A 24716-nucleotide genomic window follows, 5' to 3' on the forward strand; every position below is an offset into this window, starting at 1 on the left:
CTCGCTACACAGGCCCGCCCACGGCGGGTAAAGGGATCAACGGATCGGTGGTTTCGGGCCGATTTCGTTCGGGTCCGCCTGGTTGGCCACCACGTCGATCACCTTCTGCTTCTCGAAGTAGACGGTGAACTGCGGGTACACCCAGCGGTTGATGGTCGGCCACTGCCGCTTCTGCCCGCCACGCGGCTGCAGTTGTTCGCTGGGCGCGCCGAACTGCGCCTGCACCTGCTGCATGCTCTGGCCGCGCACGGGCAGGGCACCGGCCGGCTTCTCGCGGGCACGGTCGACAAGCAGGGTATCGGCCAGTGCCGGTGTGGCGGCGGCCAGGGTGGCCATTACGGCCAGGGCGGACAGGTAACGCTTCATCTCGATCTACTCCCCAGTGGTCAAGAAAGGCGATTACAGCAAAAACGGCAGGAAAAAGCCGCATAAACAAAAAACCGCCCGAAGGCGGTTTCTTGCATCGGGTCGGCCCCGCGTAGGGCCAGCCGCAGCCGGAAGGCTGTGAGGCTTAGCGCTGACGCGCCTTGAAACGCGGGTTCGACTTGCAGATGACGAAGATCTTGCCACGACGACGCACGACCTTGCAGTCACGGTGACGGGCCTTCGCCGACTTCAGGGAGGACAGGACTTTCATGGCATACCTCGGCGTAAACAGTAGTTGTTCGGGTGGAGCGTGGCCGCGATATGCGAAAGACAATCGGCAGTTGACGCTCGTTCAAGCCCGCCATTCTACCGGGCTTTTCCTCATGGTTTCAAGTGGTTGCACAAAAGATCCCGCTGGGGGCGTCTGGCAGGGGCTAGAATGGCCTCTTCACACGCTCTGGGACCCCCATGAATCCACTCGCTCCCGTCCTGACCATCGACGGCCCATCCGGGGCCGGCAAGGGTACCATCAGCCGCATCATCGCGCGCAGGATGGGCTGGCATTACCTGGATTCGGGCGCGCTGTACCGGGCGGTGGGCGTGGCCGCAAGCTGGGCCGACATCGACACCTCCGACGCCTCCGCGCTGGTCCGCTGCACCTTCGACACCCACGTTCAGTTTGTCGAGCAGGGCGATGCCATGCGGGTCATGGTCAACGGCACCGATGCCACCGACGAGCTGCGCCTGGAGACCACCGGGGCGCTGGCCTCGGCCATTGCCGCCATCCCGGAGGTCCGGGCCGCCCTGAAGGAGCGCCAGCGCGCATTCAGGGAACTGCCAGGCCTGGTCGCCGACGGCCGCGACATGGGCACGGTGATCTTTCCGGACGCCCCCTACAAGGTCTTCCTGACCGCCAGTGCCGAGGAGCGCGCCGAGCGCCGGCATAAGCAGTTGAAAGACAAGGGGGTTTCTGTTAACTTTGATGACCTCCTGCGCGAGATCATGGCCCGCGACGCCCGTGATGCTCAGCGTACCGTGGCGCCCCTGAAGCCGGCAGACGATGCTGTCCTCATCGACACCACAGGCATCGGCATCGATGATGTCGTTGCCCGAGTGATGGATCTGCTTCCGGTTCCGGCTGCCTGATCCGTTCGCGCGGGAGCACTGCCAGCCGCATCGGCAGTGGTCGCGCATAGCAGTGCTGTACCAGCCCCGTCGCGCAATGATGCGTGGCGGTTTTCCTACTACACACGACCTGCGTTTCCGGGGTCGACCAACAGGCGGGCGGTCGCCATTCCCCTGAAGGGGACGCCACCGACCCATGTGTCCAACAGAGTAAATCTAATGACCGAATCATTTGCCGAACTGTTTGAAGCCAGCCAGGCCAACCTGGCCAAGCTGAAGCCGGGCGCCATCGTCAGCGGTACCGTTGTTGAAGTCCGCGGCGACGTCGTGGTGATCAACGCTGGCCTGAAGTCCGAAGGCATCGTGCCGATCGAACAGTTCCGTAACGACGCTGGCGAAATCGACGTCGCCGAAGGCGACATCGTCAAGGTCGCCCTCGACTCGATCGAGAACGGCTTCGGCGAAACCGTCCTGTCGCGCGAGAAGGCCAAGCGCGCGATGGTGTGGGACGAGCTGGAAGAAGCGTTGGAAAAGAACGAAACCATCACCGGCCGCATCAGCGGCAAGGTCAAGGGTGGTTTCACCGTGGACATCAAGGATGTCCGCGCCTTCCTGCCGGGTTCCCTGGTCGATGTGCGCCCGGTGCGCGATCCGGCCTACCTGGAAGGCAAGGAACTCGAGTTCAAGCTCATCAAGCTGGACCGCAAGCGTAACAACGTCGTGGTCTCGCGCCGCGCTGTCGTCGAAAGCGAGCACTCGGAAGAGCGCGAGCAGCTGATGGACAAGCTGCAGGAAGGCGCGATCCTGAAGGGTGTCGTCAAGAACCTGACCGATTACGGCGCGTTCGTGGATCTGGGCGGTATCGACGGCCTGCTGCACATCACCGACATGGCGTGGAAGCGCGTGCGTCACCCGTCGGAAGTCGTGAACGTCGGCGACGAGCTGGACGTCCGCGTGCTGAAGTTCGACCGCGAGCGCAACCGCGTTTCGCTGGGCCTGAAGCAGCTGGGCGAGGATCCGTGGGACAACATCGGCCGTCGTTACCCGGCCAACAGCCGCGTCTTCGGCAAGGTCTCCAACGTCACCGATTACGGTGCGTTCGTTGAGATCGAGCCGGGCGTCGAAGGCCTGGTGCACGTCTCCGAGATGGATTGGACCAACAAGAACGTCAACCCGTCCAAGGTTGTCCAGGTGGGTGATGAAGTCGAAGTGATGGTGCTGGACGTCGATGAAGAGCGTCGCCGCATCTCGCTGGGCATGAAGCAGGTTGCCGCCAATCCGTGGGAAACCTTCGCTGCCACCCACAAGAAGGGTGACAAGGTGTCGGGCCAGATCAAGTCGATCACCGACTTCGGCATCTTCATCGGCCTGGACGGCGGCATCGACGGCCTGGTCCACCTGTCCGACATCAGCTGGAACACCACCGGCGAAGACGTCGTTCGCAACTTCAAGAAGGGCGATACCCTGGACGCCGTCGTCCTGGCCGTCGATCCGGAGCGCGAGCGCATCTCCCTGGGCGTGAAGCAGCTGGAGCAGGATCCGTTCGGCCAGTACATGGCTGCCAATCCGAAGGGCTCCAAGGTCGAAGGCGTGGTGAAGGAAGTCGACGCCAAGGGCGCGATCATCGAGCTGGCTGACGGCATCGAAGGTTACGTCTCGGCCCGCGACATCGCCAACGAGCGCGTTGACGACGCCACCCAGCACCTGAAGGTCGGCGACAAGGTCGAAGCCAAGTTCGTGGGCATGGACCGCAAGGGCCGTACCCTGCAGCTGTCGATCAAGGCCAAGGACGACGCTGAAATGCGCGAAGTGCTGGAGGAATACCAGTCCTCTTCGGCTTCCAGCGGCACCACCCAGCTGGGCGCGCTGCTGCGTGCACAGCTGAACGGCAACAAGTCCGAGTAATCGGCCTTAGGCTGTTCGTTGTTTCCTGGACGGCCCGGGCATTGCCCGGGCCGTTTCAGGCTGAGATGCCCCTGATGTGAGCCGGTAATGACCAAATCCGAACTGATCGAAATCCTTGCGCGCCGCCAGGCGCACCTGAAGGCCGATGATGTCGATCTGGCGGTGAAGTCGTTGCTGGAAATGATGGGCGGATCGCTGTCCGCCGGGGATCGCATCGAAATCCGTGGATTTGGCAGCTTCTCGCTGCACTATCGTCCGCCGCGCTTGGGTCGCAACCCGAAGACCGGCGAATCGGTTGCCCTGCCGGGCAAGCATGTCCCCCACTTCAAGCCGGGCAAGGAACTGCGCGAGCGGGTCAGCAGTGTGCTGCCGCTGGACGCCGATCCGGCCTGAGCCTGCCGTCGCGCCACCGCGTGCGAATCCAGCCGCGAGTCGGATAAGCTACGGACTCCTGCCACTGGAGCTGTCGCATGAAGGTTTTTCGTCTGCTGGTCCTGCTGGCGGTACTCATTCTTGGGTTGATCATCGGTGCCATGAACATGGACGAGATGACCATCAACCTTGTTTTCACCCAACTGAAGACCTCGGTCGGCGTGGCAATCATTGCCGCATTGCTGATCGGCGTCATCGTCGGTGCTGGCCTGGTGCTGGTGAGCGTGGTCATTCCGCTCTACGGCCAGCTGCGTCGCGCCAACAAGTCCGCTGCCGCTTCGCCGGCACCGGTTGCTTCCCCCCAATCTTTTGATGGACGTTGATCGAAGATGGATTTCGTCACCGAGTGGTTCTGGTTCTTCCTGTTCGTACCGCTGGCCGCACTGGCCGGCTGGGTGATCGGGCGGCGTGGTGGCCAACGCCACGGTGACAGCCAGGTCAGCCGCCTGTCGAGCACCTATTTCCGTGGCCTGAACTACCTGCTCAACGAGCAGCCGGACAAGGCCATCGAGCTGTTCCTGCACATCGCCGAGCTGGACAAGGAAACCTTCGAGACCCAGGTCGCGCTGGGCCATCTGTTCCGCCGTCGTGGCGAGGTCGACCGCGCCATCCGCCTGCACCAGGGCCTGGTCAATCGCCATGACCTGAGTGACGCACAACGCGTGCAGGCCCTGCTGGCCCTGGGCGAGGACTACATGAAGTCCGGCCTGCTGGACCGTGCCGAGACCGTGTTCACCGAGCTGGCCCAGCTGGATCAGCGCGCACCGCAGGCGCTCAAGCACCTGATCGGCATCTACCAGGCCGAGCGTGACTGGGAAAAGGCCATCGACAACGCCACCCGTTTCGAGGATGTCACCGGCGAGCCGATGGGCAAGCTGATCGGGCAGTTCGAGTGCGAACTGGCCGAGCGATTCCGTGGCGCCGGCAAGCTGGAAGAGGCGAGGGCAGCGATCGCCCGCGCCTATCAGGCCGATGCGATGTCGGTGCGCGCCGGCATCATCGAGGGCCGGTTGGAAACCGACGCAGGCAATCCTGAGGCCGCCGTGCGCGCCTTCGAGCGCGCCGCGCGCAACGATCCCGAATACCTGCCGGAACTGCTGCCGGCGTTGATGCAGAACTATCGCAAGGTGGGCGATCTGGCAGGTGCGCGCGCGTTCCTGTCGGAGATGACCGAGCATTACCGTGGCATTGCCCCGGTGCTGGCGCTGACCCGCCTGATGGAAGAACAGGAGGGCGTGGCCCCGGCGCGTGCCTACCTCGGCCGCCAGCTGAAGGATCGTCCGTCGGTGCGTGGCGAGTCCGCGCTGATCGACCTCACCCTCGCCGAGGGCGCCGATTCCACCGCCACCCTGCATGACCTCAAGCACATCACTGACCAGCTGCTGGTGCGCAACCCGGCCTATCGCTGCACCCGCTGCGGCTTCGGTGCGCGTACCCACCACTGGCAGTGCCCGAGCTGCAAGGAGTGGGGAACGGTCAAGCCACTGCTGAACTACGCGGTGCTCTGATCCATGCCCTGGCTTGTGATGGGCGCGCTGCTGGGGCTCGCCCTGCTGAGTGCGGTGCTGACCTGGGCTGCACGTGGCTATGCGCTGCGCCAGCAGTTGATGGACCAGCCCGGCGAACGTCGCAGCCATAGCGTCGCTACCCCGCGCGGTGGCGGCATCGCCATCGTCATCAGCCTGCTGGTGACTGCAGCCGTGGCCATCTGGGCTTGGCCCGAAAGCACGCCGACAGTGCTGGTGGCCAGCCTTGGGCTGGTGCTGGTGGCCGGTATCGGCTGGTGGGACGACCACAGGCCCCTGCCAGCGATGCGTCGCCTGCTGGTGCATTTCATCGCCGCAACGCTGCTGGCCGGCCTGGTCAAGGTGAATGGTGGCAGCTGGCTGTTGGCGGCGCTGGTGCTGCTGTTCACCGCCTCACTGATCAACATCTGGAATTTCATGGACGGCATCAACGGCATTGCCGCCAGCCAGGCCGTCGTGGCGATGCTGGGGCTGGCGCCGGTGCTGCCGTGGCCGTACTCGCTGGCTGCCGTGGCCCTGGGCCTGGCCTGCCTTGGATTCCTGCCGTTCAACTTCCCTCGGGCCCGGATCTTCATGGGCGATGTCGGAAGCGGCGCGTTGGGGTATGCGGTCGCAGCGGTACTGGCGCTCGCCAGCGTGCGTACCGATATCAACTGGATCCTGCTGCTGGTCCCGGTTTCGCCGTTCCTCGTGGACGCGGGCTTCACACTGCTGGCGCGCATCATTTCAGGACAACGCTGGATGGAACCCCATACCCAGCACGTCTACCAGCGCGCGGTGCAGGCAGGAGCCAGTCACCCCCAGGTGACAGGGATGTACTTTGCTTTGGGCCTGTTCAGTATTACAGTGTTCAATGTCTGCTCCAATTTGCAGCCGAGGTGGGAGGCTGCCGTGGCGATCGCGTGGTTCACCGCGCTGAGCGTCCTCTGGCTCCTCCTGCGCAATGGAATGCGCTACCGACAAGGAAATACCTGACTTATGGCTTCACCCTGGCGGGACAGAATCCTCGGCCTGATGCCGCGTTCGGCCATCGTCTGCCACGACCTCTTCATGGTCTGGGCATGCTGGCAGTTGCTCCATGCAGGGCGTTACTCGATCCTGCCCAACGCTCCGGCGCTGCCCCTGTGGAACGTCGATACCACCCTGGTCCTGCTGCTGCAGGGCTTGGTGTTCTGGCGCGTGGGCCTGTATCGCGGGCTGTGGCGGTTCGCCAGCGTCAGCGACCTGCTGAACATCTTCAAGGCCAGCTTCATCGGCATGGTCGCCATCGTTCTGGTGCTGATGTGGAAGCGCTTCGACGGCGTGCCGATGTCGGTGCTGGTGATCTACCCGTTCGCGCTGTCGGCCCTGCTGGGCGCACCGCGCCTGCTGTACCGGGCCTGGAAGGATTACCAGGCACTGCAGTCCGATTCCAGCGCCCGCCGCGTGCTGATCCTCGGCGCCGGCCAGGCGGCGGAAACACTGGTGCGCGACCTGCGTCGTTCCGGCAACTTCGAGCCGGTCGGCCTGCTCGACGATGCACCGCACCTGCGAGGTGCCAAGCTGCAGGGCCTGCCGATCCTCGGCACCCTGGATGACGCCCCGACGGTGGTCCGCGAGACCGCTGCCAAGCTGCTGGTCATTGCCATGCCGTCACTGGACGCCGCAGGCATGCAGCGCGTTGTCGCGATCTGCGAAAGCACCGGTGTGCCGTTCCGTACCGTTCCCAAGCTCAGCGACATCCTGCAGGGCCAGTCGCTACCGGGCCAGCTGAAGGAAGTGGCGATCGAGGACCTGCTGGGCCGCAAGCCGATCATGCCGGACTGGAACCTGATCCGCGGCTGGTTGGGTGGGCGCACTGTGATGGTTACCGGCGCCGGTGGTTCGATCGGCTCGGAGCTGTGCCGCCAGTGCGCGCGGCATGGTGCCGGTCGCATCATCCTGCTGGAGATCAGCGAGCTGCTGTTGCTGACCATCGAAGGCGAGCTGCGGCGTAGCTTCCCCGATGTCGAGATCGAGGCGGTGCTGGGCGACTGTGGCGACCCTGCCGTGATCCGCCACGCGCTGTCGCTGCACCCGGTCGATACCGCCTTCCATGCCGCCGCCTACAAGCACGTGCCCGTGCTGGAGCGGCAGCTGCGCGAAGCGGTGCGCAACAACATCCTGGCGACCGAGAACGTCGCCCGCGCGTGCCTGGAAGCCCGCGTGGAGCATTTCGTGTTCATTTCCACGGACAAGGCGGTCGACCCGGTCAATGCGCTGGGTGCGAGCAAGCGCTACGCCGAGATGATCTGCCAGAGCCTGGACCAGAAGTCCACGCACACCCGTTTCGTCACGGTGCGCTTCGGCAACGTGCTGGCGTCGGCCGGCAGCGTGGTGCCGCTGTTCCGCGAGCAGATCCTGCGCGGTGGTCCGGTCACGGTCACCGACCCGGAAGTCAGCCGTTACTTCATGACCATCCCCGAGGCCTGCCAGCTGATCCTGCAGGCGGCCGCGTCGGCGTCGCATGGTGCGATCTACACCCTGGACATGGGCGAGCCGGTGCCGATCCGCGTGCTGGCCGAGCAGATGATCCGCCTGACCGGCAAGCAGCCGTACAAGGACATCCAGATCATCTACACCGGCTTGCGCCCGGGCGAGAAGCTGCACGAGACCCTGTTCTATTCGGACGAAGACTACCGTTCGACCGCGCACCCGAAGATTCTCGAGGCCGGCGTGCGTACGTTCTCGCGCGACCTGGTGCTGGGCAATGTTCCGCGCCTGCGCGAGGCGATTGCCAGCTACGACACTGCCAGCATCCAGGAAATCCTGTTTGCGACGATGCCGGAATTCTCGCCAATCGAACAGGATGCTTACATTTCATCCGCTAAAGTCGTGCCCTTTCCGGCACGTGAGGCGAACAGGCACCAATGAGCAAGCGAATTCGCAAGGCAGTTTTCCCGGTGGCAGGACTGGGAACGCGTTTCTTGCCAGCAACCAAGACTGTGCCGAAGGAGATGCTGCCGATCATTGACCGGCCGCTGATCCAGTACGCCGTTGATGAAGCCATCGAAGCCGGCTGCGACACGCTGGTGTTCATCACCAACCGCTACAAGCATGCGGTCGCCGATTATTTCGACAAGGCCTACGAACTGGAGCAGAAGCTCGAGCGCGCCGGCAAGCAGGAGCAGCTGGAGCTGATCCGGCATGTGCTGCCCAATGGCGTGCGCGCGATCTTCGTGACCCAGGCCGAGGCGCTGGGCCTCGGGCACGCAGTACTGTGTGCCAAGGCTGTGATCGGTGACGAGCCGTTCGCGGTGCTGCTGCCCGACGATCTGATCTGGAACCGCGGTGCCGGTGCGCTGAAGCAGATGGCCGACCTCAATGAGGCCAGCGGTGCCAGCGTGATCGCGGTCGAAGACGTCCCGCACGAAAAGACCGCCAGCTACGGCATCGTCGCCACTGAGGCGTTCGATGGCCGCAAGGGCCGCATTTCGCAGATCGTCGAGAAGCCGAAGCCGGAGGACGCGCCGAGTGACCTGGCGGTGGTCGGCCGCTACGTGCTGAGCCCGAAGATCTTCGAACTACTGGAACAGACCCGGACTGGTGCCGGTGGCGAGATCCAGCTGACCGATGCGATTGCCGAGCTGCTGAAGACCGAAGAAGTCGATGCCTATCGTTTCGAGGGCACCCGCTTCGACTGCGGCACGCACTTGGGGCTGGTGGAGGCGACGATCCGCTTCGCGCTGGACAACCCGAAGCTGGCCGGCCCCGCGCGGGAGAAGCTGGCGGCGATGCTGGCGGAATAAGGGTTCTATCAAGCGCTCCGTGCAGCGCCTTGATCGATACGTGATGGGCGGGACGGGTGGGCCTTTGCAGGACACGCCGTAAACCCGTCCATGGGGGCTCGATGGCGCCATCCATGGCGCCAACGGTCCTGCAAAGGCCCACCCGTCCCGCCTGCCAAGTTTCCTGCGGGCGCGGACGGGAAGGGCGGAATCAAAGGCGAGAGCAACAAGCAAAAAAGAGAGCAACAAGCAAAAAAGGCAGCCAATGGCTGCCTTTTTTGCTTGTTGGGGTCAGATCCCCTTGCGCAGCAAAGGGCTCTGACCCCGGCTCTTGCCTTGCCTTTGCTCACCCTTCCGCCGAGCGGAATGCCGGGTGGCGCGGGTGGGTGAGGCTGACCGGGACTGTCAGCGGCATGGATGCCGCTGACAAGCCCCCACGGACGGGTTTACGGCGTGTCCCGGGCAGCCTCACCCACCCGGGCCCCACAGCCAACCAACAATCAGCCGGCAACGCTTTGAACCTTACAGCGCCTCGAAAATACCCGCCGCACCCATGCCGGTGCCGATGCACATCGTCACCATGCCGTACTTCTGCTGGCGACGACGCAGGCCGTGCAGCAGGGTCGCGGTACGGATCGCGCCGGTCGCGCCCAGCGGATGGCCCAGGGCGATCGCGCCGCCCAGCGGGTTGACCTTGCTCGGGTCCAGGCCGCAATCGCGGATCACTGCCAGCGACTGCGCGGCGAAGGCTTCGTTCAGTTCAATCCAGTCCAGCTGGTCCTGGGTCAGGCCGGCCTGCTTCAGGGCCTTCGGGATCGCGGCGATCGGGCCGATGCCCATCACTTCCGGGCGCACGCCGGCCACCGAGAAGCTGACGAAACGGGCCAGCGGGGTCAGGCCGTAGTCCTTGATCGCCTGCTCCGAGGCCAGCAGCACGGCACCGGCGCCATCGCTCATCTGCGACGAGTTGCCGGCGGTGACGGTGCCGCCGAACTGGCCGTTGCGGAACACCGGGCGCAGCTTGGCCAGGCCTTCAGCGGAGGAATCCGGGCGCGGGCCCTCGTCGGTGTCGGCGATCTTGTTGCGGGTGATGATGCGCTGGCCATCGGCCAGGTCCGGCAGGTGCGAGACGATCTCGTACGGGCTGATTTCGTCCTTGAACTCGCCGTTCTGGATCGCGGCCATGGCCTTCTGGTGCGAGGCCAGGGCGAACGCGTCCTGGTCTTCGCGCGAGACCTTCCACTCTTCGGCCACCTTCTCGGCGGTGATGCCCATGCCGTAGGCGATGGCGACGTGGTCGTTGTCGAACACGCTCGGTGCCATGGCGATCTTGTTGCCCATCATCGGCACCATCGACATCGACTCGGTGCCGCCGGCCAGCATCAGGTCGGCGTTGCCCAGGCGGATCGCGTCGGCGGCCTGCGCCACGGCCTGCAGGCCAGAGGAGCAGAAGCGGTTCACGGTCTGTGCGGCGATGGTGTTCGGCAGACCGGCCAGCAGCACGCCGATGCGCGCCACGTTCATGCCCTGCTCGGCTTCCGGCATGGCGCAGCCGATGATGGCGTCATCGATGCGGTTGACGTCCACGCCCGGGGCCTGGGCGACGACGCTGCGCAGCACGTGCGCAAGCATGTCGTCGGGGCGGGTGTTGCGGAACATGCCCTTGGGCGCCTTGCCAACCGGGGTACGGGTGGCGGCGACGATGTAGGCGTCCTGGATTTGCTTGGTCATTGCAGTGATCTCTTGAATAGGGGTTGGAAGAGGTTGCCGGCCAGCGGCCGGCACTACCGATGTCTTCCGTCAGTTCCGCAGCGGCTTGCCGGTCTTGAGCATGTGCGCGATGCGGGCCTGGGTCTTTTCCTGCTGGGCCAGTTCGACGAAGTGCTTGCGCTCCAGGGTCAGCAGCCACTCTTCGTCGACCAGGGTGCCGCGGTCGACCTTGCCGCCGCACAGCACGGTGGCGATGCGCTCGGCGATCTCGTAGTCGTACGGGCTGATGAAGCGGCCTTCCAGCATGTTGACCAGCATCATCTTGAAGGTGGCGATACCCACGTCACCGGCGACCTGGATGCGGCGTGCCGGCAGCGGCGGACGGTAGCCGGCTTCGGCCAGGGCGCGTGCTTCGGCCTTGGCGATGTGCAGGGCCTCGTAGCTGTTGAACACCACCTTGTCGGTGCTGCGCAGCAGGCCCAGCTCCTTGGCGTTGACCGCCGAGTTGGACACCTTGGCCATCGCCACGGTCTCGAAGGTCTTCTTCAGTTCGGCGAACACGTCGCCACCCGGGCCCGCAGCCTGCGAAGCGCGCACCGCCAGTTCCTTCAGGCCGCCACCGGCCGGCAGCAGGCCGACACCGGCCTCGACCAGGCCGATGTAGCTTTCCAGGAAGGCCACGGTCTTGGCGCTGTGCATCTGGAACTCACAGCCACCACCCAGGGCCAGACCGCGCACGGCAGCCACCACCGGCACCAGCGAGTACTTGATGCGCTGGCTGGTGCGCTGGAAGTTGGCGACCATCTCTTCGAACTGGTCGACCTTGCCGGCCTGCAGCAGGCCCAGTGCACCGGCCAGGTCGGCACCGGCGGAGAAGGGTTCCTTCTGCTGCCAGATCACCAGGCCCTGGAAGTCCTTCTCGGCGCGGCTGACGCATTCCTGCAGGCCATCCAGCACCTGGTCGGACACGGTGTTCATCTTGGTCTTGAAGCTGACCACGGCGATGCCATCACCGTCGTGCCACATGCGCAGGCCGTCGTTCTCGAACACGGTTTCGCCCGGCGCGAACTGTTCGCCCAGCAGCGGATCCGGGAAGCGCTGGCGCTGGTACACCGGCAGCGACGAACGCGGCAGCTTGGCGTTGCGCGACGGGCTGTAGCTGCCCTCGGCGGCGTGCACGCCGTCGCGGCCATCGAACACCCAGTCCGGCAGCGGTGCGTTGCTCATGCTCTTGCCGGCCACGATGTCATCGGCGATCCACTGCGCGACCTGCTTCCAGCCGGCGGCCTGCCAGGTCTCGAACGGGCCCAGCGACCAGCCGTAGCCCCAGCGGATGGCCAGGTCGACGTCGCGCGCAGTCTCGGCGATGTCGGCCAGGTGGTAGGCGCTGTAGTGGAACAGGTCGCGGAAGGTCGCCCACAGGAACTGCGCTTGCGGGTGCTGGCTTTCGCGCAGCTTGGCGAACTTCTCGGCCGGGTTCTTGATCTTCAGGATCTCGACCACTTCCGGGGCGGCGGTGCGGTCGGCCGGGCGGTAGTCCTGCTTCTCCAGGTCCAGCACCACGATGTCCTTGCCGACCTTGCGGAAGATGCCGGCGCCGGTCTTCTGGCCCAGCGCGCCCTTGGCAATCAGCGCGTCCAGCCACTTCGGCGACTTGAAGAATTCATGCCACGGGTCATTCGGCAGGGTGTCGCCCATGGTCTTGATGACGTGCGCCATGGTGTCCAGGCCGACCACGTCCGAGGTGCGGTAGGTGGCCGACTTCGGGCGGCCGACCAGCGGGCCGGTCAGGCCGTCCACTTCGTCGAAGCCCAGGCCGAACTGCTGGGTATGGTGGATGGTCGACAGGATCGAGAACACGCCGATGCGGTTGCCGATGAAGTTCGGGGTGTCCTTGGCGTACACCACGCCCTTGCCCAGGGTGGTGACCAGGAAAGCTTCCAGGCCTTCCAGCACGGCGGCATCGGTGGTGGTGGCCGGGATCAGCTCGGCCAGGTGCATGTAGCGCGGCGGATTGAAGAAGTGCACGCCGCAGAAGCGGTGGCGCAGCTGCTCGGGCAGCACGTCGGCGAGCTTGTTGATGCCCAGGCCCGAGGTGTTGGAGGCCAGCACCGCGTGGTCGGCCACGAACGGGGCGATCTTCTTGTACAGGTCCTGTTTCCAGTCCATGCGCTCGGCGATGGCCTCGATGATCAGGTCGCAGTCCTTCAGCTGCTCCAGGCCGGACTCGTAGTTTGCCGGGGTGATGGCTTCGGCAAGCGACTTGCTGGCCAGCGGCGCGGGACTCAGCTTGCCCAGGTTGGCGATCGCCTTCAGCACGATGCCGTCGGCCGGACCTTCCTTCGCAGGCAGGTCGAACAGCACGGTGTCGACGCCGGCGTTGGTGAGGTGGGCGGCGATCTGGGCACCCATGACGCCGGCACCCAGCACGGCGGCGCGGCGGACTAGCAGGGAATTGGACATGGTGTAGGGCCTTTGTTGGTCAGCAGTTACTGGGTGGAATCAGACGGAAGCGGGCAGGGCGCTGGCGCGTGCGGCGGCGCGGAACCCGGCTTCGGCGAAATGGATCAGTTCGTGGGCGGCATGGGCACGATGCGCCGCTTCGGTGACACCGGCGGGACGCTTGATCAGCCCGAAGTCGGCCATGGCATAGGTGAGCGAGCCGGCCAGGAAGTCCAGGCGCCAGTACAACTCTTCCTTGCTCAGGCCGGGCACGCACTCGCCGATGGCCTTGCCGAATGCACGCAGCACGTGGCCGTAGTGGTCGGACAGGAACTTGCGCAGGTTGTCGTTCTTCTCAGCGTAGGCGCGGGCAATCACGCGCACGAAGGCGCCGCCGTTCTGGCGGTCCTGGGCCAGTGCCAGGGCCGGTTCGACGAAGGCGGCCAGCACCGGGCGCAGTTCGCCCGGATGCTCGGCGCGGGCGCGTTCGAGCTGAGACAGGCGGGCGCCGGTCATCTCGTCCATGCGGCGGCGGAATACCTCGTTGACCAGGTTTTCCTTGGAACCGAAGTGGTAGTTGACCGCTGCGATGTTGACGTCGGCCTGGCTGGTGACCTGGCGCAGCGACGTGCCGGCGAAGCCGTGCTGTGCGAACAGCTCCTCGGCCGCGCCGAGGATCCGGTCCTTGGTCGAGAAGTGTGCGGGCTTGGCCATCGGTGGGCGGACCTTAATCAAACGATTGTTTGATACTAGAACCAGACGGTAGCGTATGGCATTTTGCAGTGCAGCAAAATCGGCCGGCTCGGTCAGATTTCACTCAGGTGGGTGAATGGGTGGACCTGAACCTGTAGAGCCGAGCCCATGCTCGGCTGCTCTTCGGCCCAAGGGCCAGCCGAGCATGGGCTCGGCTCTACAGGAGGGCCGCAGGCCCTCTACCACCCAGCCGCTTTATCTTTTACAATTCGCCTACGTTTATCAGGCTAAGCCCGCGTCCCGACGCGGGTTTTTTTCATGTTACCCTTCGGGCCATCAGCGGCCCGATTCCATTGGAGACATCCCATGGCGCTGGAGCGCACCCTTTCGATCATCAAGCCGGACGCCGTTGCCAAGAACGTCATCGGCGAAATCTACGCCCGCTTCGAGAAGGCCGGCCTGAAGGTCGTGGCCGCCAAGTACAAGCAGCTGTCCCGTCGTGAAGCCGAAGGCTTCTACGCCGTGCACCGCGAGCGTCCGTTCTTCAACGCGCTGGTCGAATTCATGATCTCCGGCCCGGTGATGATCCAGGCCTTGGAAGGCGAGAACGCCGTCCTGGCCCACCGCGATCTGCTGGGCGCCACCAACCCGAAGGAAGCCGCGCCGGGCACCATCCGCGCCGACTTCGCCGAATCCATCGATGCCAATGCCGCCCACGGCTCGGACTCGGTCGAGAATGCCGCGATTGAGATCGCCTACTTCTTCGCCGCCACCGAAGTCGTCTCGCGCTGAGAGTAATGCCGTGAACGAGGTCGTACAGTCCCCCGCCATCCAGCCGCTGCCGAAGTCGGCACCCACGGCTGGCAAGCAGAACCTGCTCGACCTCGATCGCGCGGGCCTGGAGAAGTTTTTCGTCGAGGTCCTCGGCGAAAAGAAGTTCCGTGCCCATCAGGTGATGAAGTGGATCCACCATCGCTACGTCACCGATTTCGATGAAATGACCGACCTCGGCAAGGTCCTGCGCGCCAAGCTGCAGGCCCATGCCGAGGTGCTGGTTCCCAACATCGTGTTCGACAAGCCCTCCGCCGACGGCACCCACAAGTGGCTGCTGGCGATGGGCGTGGATGGCAAGAACGCCATCGAGACCGTGTACATCCCGGACAAGACCCGCGGCACGCTGTGCGTGTCCTCGCAGGTCGGTTGCGGCCTGAACTGCACGTTCTGCTCCACCGCCACCCAGGGCTTCAACCGCAACCTGACCACCGCCGAGATCATCGGCCAGGTGTGGGTTGCCGCACGCCACCTGGGCAACGTGCCGCACCAGATGCGCCGCCTCACCAACGTGGTGATGATGGGCATGGGCGAGCCGCTGATGAATTTCGACAACGTCGTGCGCGCCATGAGCGTGATGCGCGACGACCTGGGCTACGGCCTGGCCAACAAGCGCGTGACCCTGTCGACCTCTGGCCTGGTGCCGCAGATCGACCGCCTGTCTGCCGAAAGCGACGTGTCGCTGGCGGTGTCGCTGCATGCGCCGAACGACGCGCTGCGCGAGACGCTGGTGCCGCTCAACAAGAAGTACCCGATCGCCGAGCTGATGGCCTCGTGTGCACGCTACCTGCGCGCCAACAAGCGCCGCGAATCGGTCACCTTCGAATACACCCTGATGAAGGGCATCAACGACAAGCCCGAGCATGCCCGCGAGCTGGCCCGCCTGATGCGCCAGTTCGACAACGCGGTGCAGGCCAAGGATTCGGGCAAGGTCAACCTGATCCCGTTCAACCCGTTCCCGGGCACCCGCTACGAGCGTTCGGAAGAAGCACACATCCGCGCCTTCCAGAAGATCCTGCTCGACAGCAACGTGCTGACCATGGTCCGCCGCACCCGTGGCGACGACATCGACGCCGCCTGTGGCCAGCTCAAGGGCCAGGTGATGGACCGCACCCGCCGCCAGGCGGAATTCAACAAGACGCTGCAGGCGGGGAAGGGGAGCGATGCCGTGGCCTGACCGCCTCTGGCTGGTTCTGTTCGCAGGCGTGCTGGCCGTTGCGGTCGGCGGCTGTAAATCCCATCCCAAGGCCAAGCTCGGGCCGAGCCAGGCGCCGGTCTATTCGGTGGCTGACCCGGAAAGCGTGCGGCGCGAAGTGCGCTGGCGCGACCTGTTGACCCTGGCGACCCGTGACATGCAGGTCGGCAATCTCGACGCCGCCGAGCGCAAGGTGCGCGAAGCGCTGAAGCTGGCGCCCGAGGCGCCCGACGCGCTGGTGCTGCAGGCCGGCATCGATGACCGTCGTGGCCGCACCCGCCAGGCGGGCGAGAATTTCCGCAAGGCCGCCGAGCTGGCGCCGCAGCGCGGAGACGTGCTCAACAACTACGGTGCCTGGTTGTGCCAGCAGGGCCAGCCGGCCGAATCGCTGGTCTGGTTCGACCGCGCGCTGCAGGCGCCGGGTTATGCCACCCCGGGCGAAGCGCAGGCCAATGCCGGCAGCTGCGCACTGGATGCGGGCCAGCTTGAACGTGCCGAACGCGACCTGCGCGCGGCACTCGTCGCGGCGCCGGCCAACCCGGTGGCGCTGGAGTCGATGGCCCAGCTGAGCTTCCGCCAGGGCCGCTACATGGAGGCCCGGGCCTTCGCCGAACGTAGGATTGCGGCTGCACCCGCAACGCGTTCCGTGTTACAACTTGCGTCTCAAATCGAAGCGAGGCTGGGCGATCGGGCGGCATCTGATCGTTATCTGCAGCGGATTCGACAGGAATTTCCGCAGGAAGCGGGCTCCTAACTCCAGGGTTGATGCATTGTGATTGATGACCAGACTGTGAGCGCTCTCGAGACTGCGGCCGGCTGCGGCACCCGCCTGCGCCAGGCCCGTGAAGCGGCCGGACTGACCCTCGAAGATGTCGGCTCGCGCCTGCGCATGCCGGTCCAGGTGGTCAAGTCCCTGGAAGAGGAACAATGGCAGAAGCTGGGGGCGCCGGTGTTCGTGCGCGGCCAGCTGCGCAGCTATGCGCGCCTGCTCGACGTGGACGTGGGCGAGCTGCTGGAGCAGGCCCAGGTCGGCCCGGTGGTTCCGCCCACCCTGGTCAGCCATACCCATACCCCGCGTGCGCGCCGTATTGCCGAGAACCTCGGCCGGCGCGTGCTGTATGTCGGCATCACCGCCGTGCTGGCGGTGCCGGTGTGGTTCGCCACCCGTGGCCACTTCGACGGCAGCGCGACCCCGTCGCCGAGCACCGCCTCGCTGGACGTGATCCCGGCCGCCGTGCCGGTCACGCCGTCCGCAGCCGGTAGCGAGACGGCCGCCCCGGCCGAAGCGGCCACGGCCCCGGCCAGCAAGCCGGCGGCCACCCCTTACGTCGCCTCGCTGGCCCCGGTGCCGCGCCCGGCGCCGGCCCCGGCTGCCGGCAATGCGCTGGAAATGCAGTTCAGCGGCGACAGCTGGGTCGACATTGGCGGCCCGGACGGCAGCACCGTCGAGAAGGCACTGATCAAGTCCGGCGAGACCCGCAGCTTCACGCCGGGCCAGGTGACCCGGGTGACCCTGGGCAACGCCTCGGCGGTCCAGGTTCAGCAGAACGGCGCTATCGTCGATCTGACCCCCTACCAGCGAGCCAACGTGGCACGCTTTCAGGTATCCTCTGAAGGCTCCGTAGTCCCGGTTTCGCACTGAGGCGCGGTTTCACCACCTTCGATTAAACCCAATGGTCCCTCCCGACGGGCGGGGCGAGAGTACGCATGGCGATCGACGATCTGCTCGACGAGCACGAACAAAGTGAACGCGTCCGCAGCTGGCTGCGGAAGAATGGCGCCAGCATCCTCGGTGGCGTAGTCATCGCCATCGGTGCCATTGCCGGCTGGCAGTGGTACCAGAAGGATCAAGGCAGCAAGCTGGCCTCGGCCAATGTCGAGTACCAGAAGGCCCTGCAGGGCCTGCAGCAGAACAAGCTTGACGACGCCGCCAAGGCGGTCAAGGCGCTCGAAGCCGGCCCGTCCAGCATCTACGGCGACCTCGCGGCGCTGCAGCTGGCCAAGGCCCAGGTCGACGCCGGCAAGAACGAAGACGCACTGGCCACCCTGCGCAACGTGAAGGTCGAAGGTGACCTGCAGCGCGTGGTCGACCAGCGTGTGGCGCGCCTGCTGGTGGCCACTGGCAAGAGCGACGAGGCCATCAAGCTGCTGGGCAGCGCCACCGACAGCAGCAGCCTGGAAATCCATGGCGATGCGCTGATGGCGCAGGGCAAGCGCGATGAGGCCCGCGTACAGTACGAGAAGGCGCTGAAGACGCTGGACGTGGCAGCGCCGCAGCGGCGCCTGCTGGAAACCAAGGTTATGGATGCCGGCGGCACCGTTGCCGCCCCTGCGGAGTCGGTTTGATGAGTCAGAAGGTCATGATCACCCGCGTCGCCACCGTGCTCCTGATGGGCATGGCCCTGACCGGCTGCGGCACCATGAAGGGCTGGTTCGCCGGCAAGGACGCGGCGGCGAAGAAGGCACAGGAACCGGCTGAGCTGGTCAAGTTCGAGCCGACCGTGAAGGTCAGCAAGATCTGGTCGGTCAACCTCGGCAAGGGCGAGCGTCGCATCGGTGTGCGCCAGGGCCCGGCGGTGGCCAACGGCCACGTGTTCGCTGCGGCGATCACCGGTGGCGTGCACGCCATCGACCTGCAGACCGGCAAGAAGGTCTGGACCTGGGAGCCGAAGAAGGAAAAGAAGAAGGCCAAGCTGCGCCTGTCCGGCGGCCCGGGTGTCGGTGAGAACCTGGTTGTGATCGGCACGCTGGATGGTCAGGTCATCGCGCTGGACATCAACGACGGCAGCGAGAAGTGGCGTGCCCGTGTTCCGGGTGAAGTGATCGCCGCGCCGGCCGTTGCCCAGGGCATGGTCTACGTGCGCAGCAACGACGGTCGTGTGACCGCCTTCGATGTCGGCAACGGCACCCAGAAGTGGTTCAACCCGAGCGAGCTGCCGGCGCTGACCGTGCGCGGCAACGCGCCGGTGGTGACCGGCCCGGGCGTGTTGTTCATCGGCAAGGACGAGGGTGCGGTCGCGGCCCTGGCCCAGCAGGATGGCCGCACGCTGTGGGAACAGAACCTCGGCAACGGCGAAGGCCGCACCGAGCTGGAGCGCATGGCGGACGTCGACGGCGCACCGGTGCTCGACGGCAACACCCTGTACGTGAGCAGCTTCAAGAACCAGACCATGGCCATCGAAGGCCCGACCGGTCGCCCGCTGTGGGCGCGCGACCATGGCGGCGCAGGTGGCGTGGCGGTATCGTCCGGCAATGTGTTCGTGACCGACAACAAGGGCGGCGTGTTCGGCCTGGACAAGGCCAGCGGCGCAGCCATGTGGTCGCAGACGGCACTGGCCCGTCGCTCCCTGACCGGCCCGGCACTGCACGGCGACTACGTCGTGGTCGGTGACTACAAGGGATACGTGCACTGGTTGCAGACCTCCGATGGTGCGATGGCGGCACGGGCAAAAAGTGGCGGCGACGCCCTGCTGGCCCAGCCGGTCGTCGTAGACGGGGTGCTGCTGGTGCAGAACGTGGATGGCAAGCTGACCGCCTTCCGGTTGGCAAACTAAAAAATTGGAGTAATCGCGATGCTGCCTCTGGTCGCCCTGGTTGGACGGCCGAATGTCGGCAAGTCGACTATTTTCAATGCGCTTACGCGCACCCGTGACGCGCTGGTCCATGACCAGCCTGGCGTCACCCGCGACCGCAACTACGGTGTCTGCCGCCTCGACGAGGACAACCATTTCCTCGTCGTGGATACCGGCGGTATCGCCGGGGAAGACGAAGGCCTGGCCGGCGCCACCACGCGCCAGGCCCGTGCGGCCGCGGCCGAAGCCGACCTGATCCTGTTCGTCGTCGACGCGCGCGAGGGCACCTCGGCGCTCGACGACGAGATCCTGGCCTGGCTGCGCAAGCTGTCGCGCCCGACGCTGCTGCTGATCAACAAGATCGACGGCACCGACGAGGACAGCGTGCGTTCCGAGTTCGCCCGTTACGGCTTCGGCGAGATGCTGACCGTCTCGGCCGCGCATCGCCAGGGCCTGGACGACCTGCTGGACGAAGTGATCCAGCGCCTGCCGGAAGAAGGCAGCGGCGAAGAGCTGGACAACGACCCGAACCGCATCCGCATCGCCTTCGTCGGCCGCCCGAACGTGGGCAAGTCGACCCTGGTCAATCGCATCCTCGGCGAGGAGCGCATGATCGCCTCCGACGTGCCGGGTACCACCCGCGACTCGATCGCGGTGGACCTGGAGCGCGACGGCCGTGAGTACCGCCTGATCGACACCGCCGGCCTGCGCCGTCGTTCGCGCGTGGACGAGGTCGTCGAGAAGTTCTCGGTGGTCAAGACCATGCAGTCGATCGAACAGTGCCAGGTGGCCGTGCTGATGCTGGACGCCACCGAAGGCGTGACCGACCAGGACGCCACCGTGCTCGGTGCGGTGCTCGACGCCGGCCGCGCGCTGGTGATCGCCATCAACAAGTGGGATGGCCTGACCGAGTACCAGCGCGAGCAGGCCGAAACCATGCTGTCGCTGAAGCTGGGCTTCGTGCCGTGGGCCGAATCGGTGCGCATCTCGGCCAAGCACGGCTCGGGCCTGCGCGAGCTGTTCCGCGCGGTGCATCGTGCGCACGAATCGGCGAACAAGACCTTCACCACCAGCGAAGTGAACAAGGCGCTGGAAGTGGCCTACGAGACCAACCCGCCGCCGACCATCCGCGGCCATGTCTCCAAGCTGCGCTACGTGCACCCGGCCGGTTCCAACCCGCCGACCTTCATCGTGCACGGCACGCGCCTGAAGGAGCTGCAGGAGTCGTACAAGCGCTACCTGGAGAACTTCTTCCGCAAGCGCTTCAAGCTGATCGGCACGCCGGTGAGCTTCATCTTCCGCGAGGGGACCAACCCGTACGAGGGCAAGAAGAACGTCCTCACCGAACGGCAGGTCAAGGCCAAGCGGCGCTTGATGAAGCACGTCAAGGGCAAGTGATTCACGGGAAGGCGGCTGCAGGGCCGCCTTTTTCGTTGCGGCGAACCGGTCTGTAGAGCCGAGCCCATGCTCGGCTGCTTTTCGCGGATTGACGAGGCGCGCTGCGTGCGTCAGCCGAGCATGGGCTCGGCTCTACAGATCTCGATCTGGGCGACCGCCGCGACGTGCGCGGCAATGTGGCAAGGCGCATGGGATGCTGCGGGGTGCGGCCATCATCGATTCCGGCAGCCGCGCCTGCCCCGTGATGCTTGCCCAGACCAGGGTGGTACCCAATGCTCCTGCCAGGTACGCCACCGACACCGCCCCGGTCACCAGGCCTGCGGCATGCTCCAGCCACGGAAGGAGTCGGCAATACCTCCGTGCCCAGCGCAGATGGCCGCCGAGCCATGCCATCAGCAGGCCGAGCGACAGCGCGACGCCGCTCAGGCCGGCCACGTAAGCGGCCTTGGTGCCAGTGTCGGCAACGAGGCCGGTAAGCAGGGCAGCCACCGCGAACTGCAGCATCCAGTTGCTGGTGCTGGCGAGCGCCAACAGGCATCCAGCCTCGGCGTGCGGCCAACGGGAGCGGGCCCTCAGGCCAGGGCATCTGCAGGGAAAGCGGAGAGAGGGTGGTCAGCCCGGCATCGCGCAGGCACATGCCCGCCAGGCGCAACAGCAGGAGGCAGCCCGTGCACTGCATCGCCAGCGTCCACAGGCCGCGGTTTCCCAGCATGGCCGCTGCAACGAAAGCCATGGCGCAGATGACGCCCGTACCGATGGCGATACCGAACGACGCGGCCATGGCGGCGTGCCCGCCCGCGCCCATTGCGGTGCGCAGGATCTTCGCGTGATTGGAAGCAGGCAGGAGCATGGCGAAGCCGTACAGCACCGCGACGATGAAGAACTGCTGCACGTAAACCTGCCACCGACCTACAGAAAGTGCCGAGTGTGGGCTGGTGCGGACGCGCCGTATTGAACGCTATTGCGACAGGCGCGAATCGCCGGTATCAGCCCACCCACAGCGACACGACGATCCATAGCGCCAGCGCAATCATCAGGAGCCCTGCGGCGCGCTCCAGCCAGGGCAGGGCGCGTGCGAATCGGCCCAGCACCCACGGGTGGCCGACCAGCGCGGCTACCAGCAGATCCCATAGCAGGACGATGCCGAACATCCACGCGCCATAGAAGAACTTCGTTGCGGTGCTGGCCTGCGGACCGTTGAGCATTGCCGCCAACGTTGCGTAGAACAGCGCATTCTTCGGGTTCAGCAGCGCAGACAGGGCGCCCAGCCCTGCCGCCTTCCACCATCCGTGGGCACCGTCCGCTCGCGATCCGGCGGCAGCGTCAGATGCCTGCAGCGTCGTCGAACCCGCATGGCGCAGGAACAGCGTGCCGAGGTACAGCAGGAACCCGCAGCCCGCCAACTGCACCGCAATGAACCCTGCGCTACCTACGCGCAGCATGGCCATTCCGGTGAAGGCGGCCACGATGAAGACGCCATTTCCGAGGGCGATGCCTGCGCAGGCGCCACTGGCGGTGCGCCAGCCAGAGGTGATCGCAGTGCGCGCAACAAGGAAGAAGTCGGGGCCGGGTGAGAGCAGGGCGAGAAAATGTACGGTGGCGATGACCAGGAACTGTTCCATCGGGTCCGGCGGCGGCTGGCGGGGGCGCCAGTGTGGGGATGCGCCGCGCGATGGTATTGAACGTTATTGCAGGCTCAGCGCCGGTACTGGCCCGGGGTCGCACCGGCGTGGGCCTTGAAGACCCGCTGGAAATGGCTCTGGTCGGCGAACCCCAATGCATGGGCGACCACGGCCAGGGCCTGCCCTTCGCACAGCCGCCGCCGGGCCTCCTGGATGCGCTGGTCGATCTGCCAGGCGTGAGGGGTCAGGCCCGTGGCACGCCGGAAGGCGCGGATCAGCTGGTAGCGGCTCATGCCTGCCAGCGATGCCAGCTCCTGCAGGGCCGGGGTGTGTTCGAGCCGCTGGCGCAGAATGTCCATCACCGGCTGCAGCCGCTGCTGTAATGCGGCATCTTCGGGCGGGCCGGTGACGGCTACACCATCGTGTTCATCCAGATCGCCGACGAACGCGATCAGGGCAGCTTCCTTGACGCTGACCGGATCGTCGGAGAACAGCGTCCGGTTGAGCTGGCAGTACTGTTGGTAGCGCGCGCGATGGTTGGAAATCCGGATCGGTTCCTGCTGCCAGTCGGGTTCGGGCAGGTCGTCATACTCGTTGCGGACCTCGGCCATCCAGCGCGCGTCCAGATGCAGCATCTGGTAGCTCCAGACCTGGCCGGGCAGGGGGTTGCAGGCGTGCACGCGGCCTGCAGGTACGCCGACCAGGCTGCCAGGCTGCAGCAGGCGCGGTCCCTCCACGGCACCGGTGAACAGGCTGCTGCCGGCGTCCACGGCGCCGATCGAGAAGGTGTCATGGCTGTGCGGGCGATGGCAGGCGCGGCTGTCGCAGGCCCGCCGGCTTTCGACGAAGGGCATGCGCGGGTCACGCCAGAATTCGGTGGCAGAGCGCATGCAGCGGTTCCGGGATGCAGGGGGCAACGCCCGCATGGTGCCATGTTCGGGGCAAGGCGCGGCGAAGGTGTCTGCGCGATAATGCGGCCATGAGCATCCAAGAGCTTTCCCCCGCGCAGGCGTGCGAGCGCCTGGCCCACGGCGCCGTGCTGATCGATGTGCGCGAGGCGCACGAACGGGCCGGCGGGATGGCCGAGGGCGCGCGCGGCGTGGCCAAGGGCGAGCTGCAGGCCGACCCGGCCGCGCATCTGTCGCGGCGCGACCAGGAGATCCTGCTGATCTGCCAGAGCGGCAAGCGCTCGGCCGATGCCGTGCAGTTCCTGCTGGAGGCCGGCTACACCCGCGTCGCTTCCGTGACGGGCGGCACCGTGGCCTGGCGCGAGCAGTCGCTGCCACTGGTGCAGCCGTTGGCCAGTGCCGCCGATCGCGACTTCTTTGATCGTTATTCGCGCCACCTGCTGCTGCCGCAGGTGGGCGAGGTCGGCCAGCGCCGGCTGCAGCAGTCGCGCGTGCTAGTGCTGGGCGCGGGCGGCTTGGGTGCGCCGGCCGGCTTCTATCTGGCCGCCGCCGGGGTAGGGCACCTGCGCTTCGCCGACCACGACCGCGTGGAGCGCAGCAACCTGCACCGGCAGATCGTGCATACCGAAGCCAGCGTCGGCCAGCTCAAGGTCGATTCCGCGCGCGAGCGGCTGCTGGCGTTGAATCCGTCGATCGCGGTCGAGGCGGTGCCGGAGCGGGTGACCTCTGAGAACGTGGATGCGCTGCTCGAGGGCGTGGACGTGGTGCTGGATGGCTCGGACAACTTCCCGCTGCGCTACCTGCTCAACGACGCCTGCATCAAGCACGCCAAGCCCCTGGTCTACGCCGCCATCGAGCGCTTTGACGGCCAGGTAAGCGTGTTTGATGCCGGCCGTCAGCGAGGCGTGGCGCCGTGCTACCGCTGTTTGTTCCCGGAGCCGCCGCCGCCGGAGTTTGCGCCGAACTGTTCCGAGGCCGGTGTGCTGGGTGTGCTGCCCGGCCTGGCCGGGGTGCTGCAGGCCACCGAGGTGCTGAAGCTGCTGCTGGGCATCGGCGAGCCGCTGGTCGGCCGCCTGCTGCGCTTCGACGCGCTGGGCATGCGCTTCCGCGAGACCGGCATCCGGCCGGACCCGCATTGCCCGGTATGTGCGCCGGGTGTGCCGTTCCCGGGGTATATCGATTACGCCGCGTTCTGCCGAGGTGGTTGAACCCGGCCGGGGCATCATCCACGCATGGCGTGGATCT

The 24716-nt window shown here is 65.9% G+C and carries 25 protein-coding genes; 17 read left to right on the forward strand and 8 right to left on the reverse strand.

Annotated elements, in window-relative coordinates; all coding sequences use genetic code 11:
* Positions 1-36 precede the first annotated feature (36 nt).
* The gene (locus tag ACZ75I_RS08220) at positions 37-336 is read right to left on the reverse strand and encodes a hypothetical protein (RefSeq protein ID WP_227837998.1); all 300 of its coding nucleotides are present in this window, start codon (positions 334-336) and stop codon (positions 37-39) included.
* 175 nt (positions 337-511) lie between these two features.
* Entirely contained in the window at positions 512-637 is a 126-nt protein-coding gene (gene ykgO / locus ACZ75I_RS08225) for a type B 50S ribosomal protein L36 (protein WP_005409283.1), read from the reverse strand.
* Positions 638-834: 197 nt separating this feature from the next.
* Here ykgO and cmk point away from each other — a divergent pair, with 197 nt between their 5' ends.
* From cmk to galU, 8 genes are all read left to right on the forward strand, one after another.
* Positions 835-1512 carry a (d)CMP kinase gene (gene cmk, locus ACZ75I_RS08230; protein WP_049411481.1) on the forward strand — a complete coding sequence of 226 codons (678 nt, stop codon included), beginning with the start codon at positions 835-837 and terminating at the stop codon, positions 1510-1512.
* Positions 1513-1710: 198 nt separating this feature from the next.
* On the forward strand, positions 1711-3396 hold the full coding sequence (rpsA, locus tag ACZ75I_RS08235; protein WP_005416230.1) for a 30S ribosomal protein S1: 1686 nt from the start codon (positions 1711-1713) through the stop codon (positions 3394-3396).
* 87 nt (positions 3397-3483) lie between these two features.
* On the forward strand, positions 3484-3789 hold the full coding sequence (locus ACZ75I_RS08240) for an integration host factor subunit beta (RefSeq protein WP_005409286.1): 306 nt from the start codon (positions 3484-3486) through the stop codon (positions 3787-3789).
* A gap of 77 nt (positions 3790-3866) precedes the next feature.
* Entirely contained in the window at positions 3867-4151 is a 285-nt protein-coding gene (locus ACZ75I_RS08245) for a LapA family protein (protein ID WP_061477908.1), read from the forward strand.
* 6 nt (positions 4152-4157) lie between these two features.
* Positions 4158-5336 (forward strand): lipopolysaccharide assembly protein LapB, encoded by a 1179-nt coding sequence (gene lapB, locus ACZ75I_RS08250; RefSeq protein WP_005416232.1) that lies wholly within the window; start codon positions 4158-4160, stop codon positions 5334-5336.
* 3 nt (positions 5337-5339) lie between these two features.
* Positions 5340-6329, forward strand: a complete 990-nt coding sequence (locus tag ACZ75I_RS08255; protein ID WP_180868520.1) for an MraY family glycosyltransferase — start codon at positions 5340-5342, stop codon at positions 6327-6329.
* A gap of 3 nt (positions 6330-6332) precedes the next feature.
* Positions 6333-8246 (forward strand): polysaccharide biosynthesis protein, encoded by a 1914-nt coding sequence (locus tag ACZ75I_RS08260; RefSeq protein WP_032954120.1) that lies wholly within the window; start codon positions 6333-6335, stop codon positions 8244-8246.
* Positions 8243-9121: a UTP--glucose-1-phosphate uridylyltransferase GalU gene (gene galU / locus ACZ75I_RS08265; RefSeq protein ID WP_072168277.1), complete on the forward strand. Its 879-nt coding sequence runs from the start codon at positions 8243-8245 to the stop codon at positions 9119-9121. The genes ACZ75I_RS08260 and galU overlap by 4 nt, the downstream gene beginning before the upstream one ends.
* Positions 9122-9622: 501 nt before the next feature.
* On the opposite strand, the gene ACZ75I_RS08270 is transcribed toward galU, so the two are convergent.
* The 3 genes from ACZ75I_RS08270 to ACZ75I_RS08280 form a co-directional block, all read right to left on the reverse strand.
* A complete protein-coding gene (locus ACZ75I_RS08270) occupies positions 9623-10831 on the reverse strand; it encodes an acetyl-CoA C-acyltransferase (RefSeq protein ID WP_005409292.1) in 1209 nt (402 codons plus the stop codon).
* 69 nt (positions 10832-10900) lie between these two features.
* Positions 10901-13273: a 3-hydroxyacyl-CoA dehydrogenase/enoyl-CoA hydratase family protein gene (locus ACZ75I_RS08275; protein ID WP_180868518.1), complete on the reverse strand. Its 2373-nt coding sequence runs from the start codon at positions 13271-13273 to the stop codon at positions 10901-10903.
* A 39-nt stretch (positions 13274-13312) separates the two neighbouring features.
* Entirely contained in the window at positions 13313-13966 is a 654-nt protein-coding gene (locus tag ACZ75I_RS08280; RefSeq protein WP_061477903.1) for a TetR/AcrR family transcriptional regulator, read from the reverse strand.
* A gap of 345 nt (positions 13967-14311) precedes the next feature.
* Between ACZ75I_RS08280 and ndk the strand changes: the two genes are divergently transcribed.
* The 7 genes from ndk to der all read left to right on the forward strand — a co-directional run bounded on the left by ndk (position 14312) and on the right by der (position 20941).
* Positions 14312-14737: a nucleoside-diphosphate kinase gene (ndk, locus tag ACZ75I_RS08285; protein ID WP_005409295.1), complete on the forward strand. Its 426-nt coding sequence runs from the start codon at positions 14312-14314 to the stop codon at positions 14735-14737.
* A 10-nt stretch (positions 14738-14747) separates the two neighbouring features.
* Positions 14748-15953, forward strand: coding sequence for a dual-specificity RNA methyltransferase RlmN (gene rlmN, locus ACZ75I_RS08290; RefSeq protein WP_472958941.1), 1206 nt, complete (start codon positions 14748-14750; stop codon positions 15951-15953).
* Positions 15940-16725 (forward strand): type IV pilus biogenesis/stability protein PilW, encoded by a 786-nt coding sequence (pilW, locus tag ACZ75I_RS08295; protein ID WP_472958943.1) that lies wholly within the window; start codon positions 15940-15942, stop codon positions 16723-16725. Before rlmN ends, pilW begins: the two co-directional genes overlap by 14 nt.
* Before the next feature lie 18 nt (positions 16726-16743).
* A complete protein-coding gene (locus ACZ75I_RS08300; protein WP_049413003.1) occupies positions 16744-17613 on the forward strand; it encodes a RodZ domain-containing protein in 870 nt (289 codons plus the stop codon).
* A 65-nt stretch (positions 17614-17678) separates the two neighbouring features.
* Positions 17679-18317 carry a YfgM family protein gene (locus ACZ75I_RS08305; protein WP_472958945.1) on the forward strand — a complete coding sequence of 213 codons (639 nt, stop codon included), beginning with the start codon at positions 17679-17681 and terminating at the stop codon, positions 18315-18317.
* Positions 18317-19525, forward strand: coding sequence for an outer membrane protein assembly factor BamB (bamB, locus tag ACZ75I_RS08310; RefSeq protein ID WP_111007940.1), 1209 nt, complete (start codon positions 18317-18319; stop codon positions 19523-19525). The genes ACZ75I_RS08305 and bamB overlap by 1 nt, the downstream gene beginning before the upstream one ends.
* Before the next feature lie 18 nt (positions 19526-19543).
* The gene (gene der, locus ACZ75I_RS08315) at positions 19544-20941 is read left to right on the forward strand and encodes a ribosome biogenesis GTPase Der (RefSeq protein ID WP_005413118.1); all 1398 of its coding nucleotides are present in this window, start codon (positions 19544-19546) and stop codon (positions 20939-20941) included.
* Positions 20942-21073: 132 nt separating this feature from the next.
* Here the strand turns inward: der and ACZ75I_RS08320 are convergent, their stop codons facing one another.
* Positions 21074-21445: a hypothetical protein gene (locus ACZ75I_RS08320; protein WP_472958946.1), complete on the reverse strand. Its 372-nt coding sequence runs from the start codon at positions 21443-21445 to the stop codon at positions 21074-21076.
* Between the two features lie 4 nt (positions 21446-21449).
* On the opposite strand from ACZ75I_RS08320, the gene ACZ75I_RS08325 reads away from it, so the two are divergent.
* Positions 21450-21896 (forward strand): hypothetical protein, encoded by a 447-nt coding sequence (locus tag ACZ75I_RS08325; protein WP_472958947.1) that lies wholly within the window; start codon positions 21450-21452, stop codon positions 21894-21896.
* Positions 21897-21927: 31 nt separating this feature from the next.
* Here ACZ75I_RS08325 and ACZ75I_RS08330 read toward each other — a convergent pair whose 3' ends face one another.
* Positions 21928-22563, reverse strand: a complete 636-nt coding sequence (locus tag ACZ75I_RS08330; protein WP_472958948.1) for a LysE family translocator — start codon at positions 22561-22563, stop codon at positions 21928-21930.
* 74 nt (positions 22564-22637) lie between these two features.
* Positions 22638-23453 carry an AraC family transcriptional regulator gene (locus ACZ75I_RS08335; protein WP_346476465.1) on the reverse strand — a complete coding sequence of 272 codons (816 nt, stop codon included), beginning with the start codon at positions 23451-23453 and terminating at the stop codon, positions 22638-22640.
* An 89-nt stretch (positions 23454-23542) separates the two neighbouring features.
* On the opposite strand from ACZ75I_RS08335, the gene moeB reads away from it, so the two are divergent.
* Complete coding sequence (gene moeB / locus ACZ75I_RS08340; RefSeq protein WP_472958949.1) at positions 23543-24679, forward strand: molybdopterin-synthase adenylyltransferase MoeB; 1137 nt, start codon at positions 23543-23545, stop codon at positions 24677-24679.
* Positions 24680-24716 lie beyond the last annotated feature (37 nt).

This window comes from Stenotrophomonas sp. X (genome assembly GCF_055721025.1).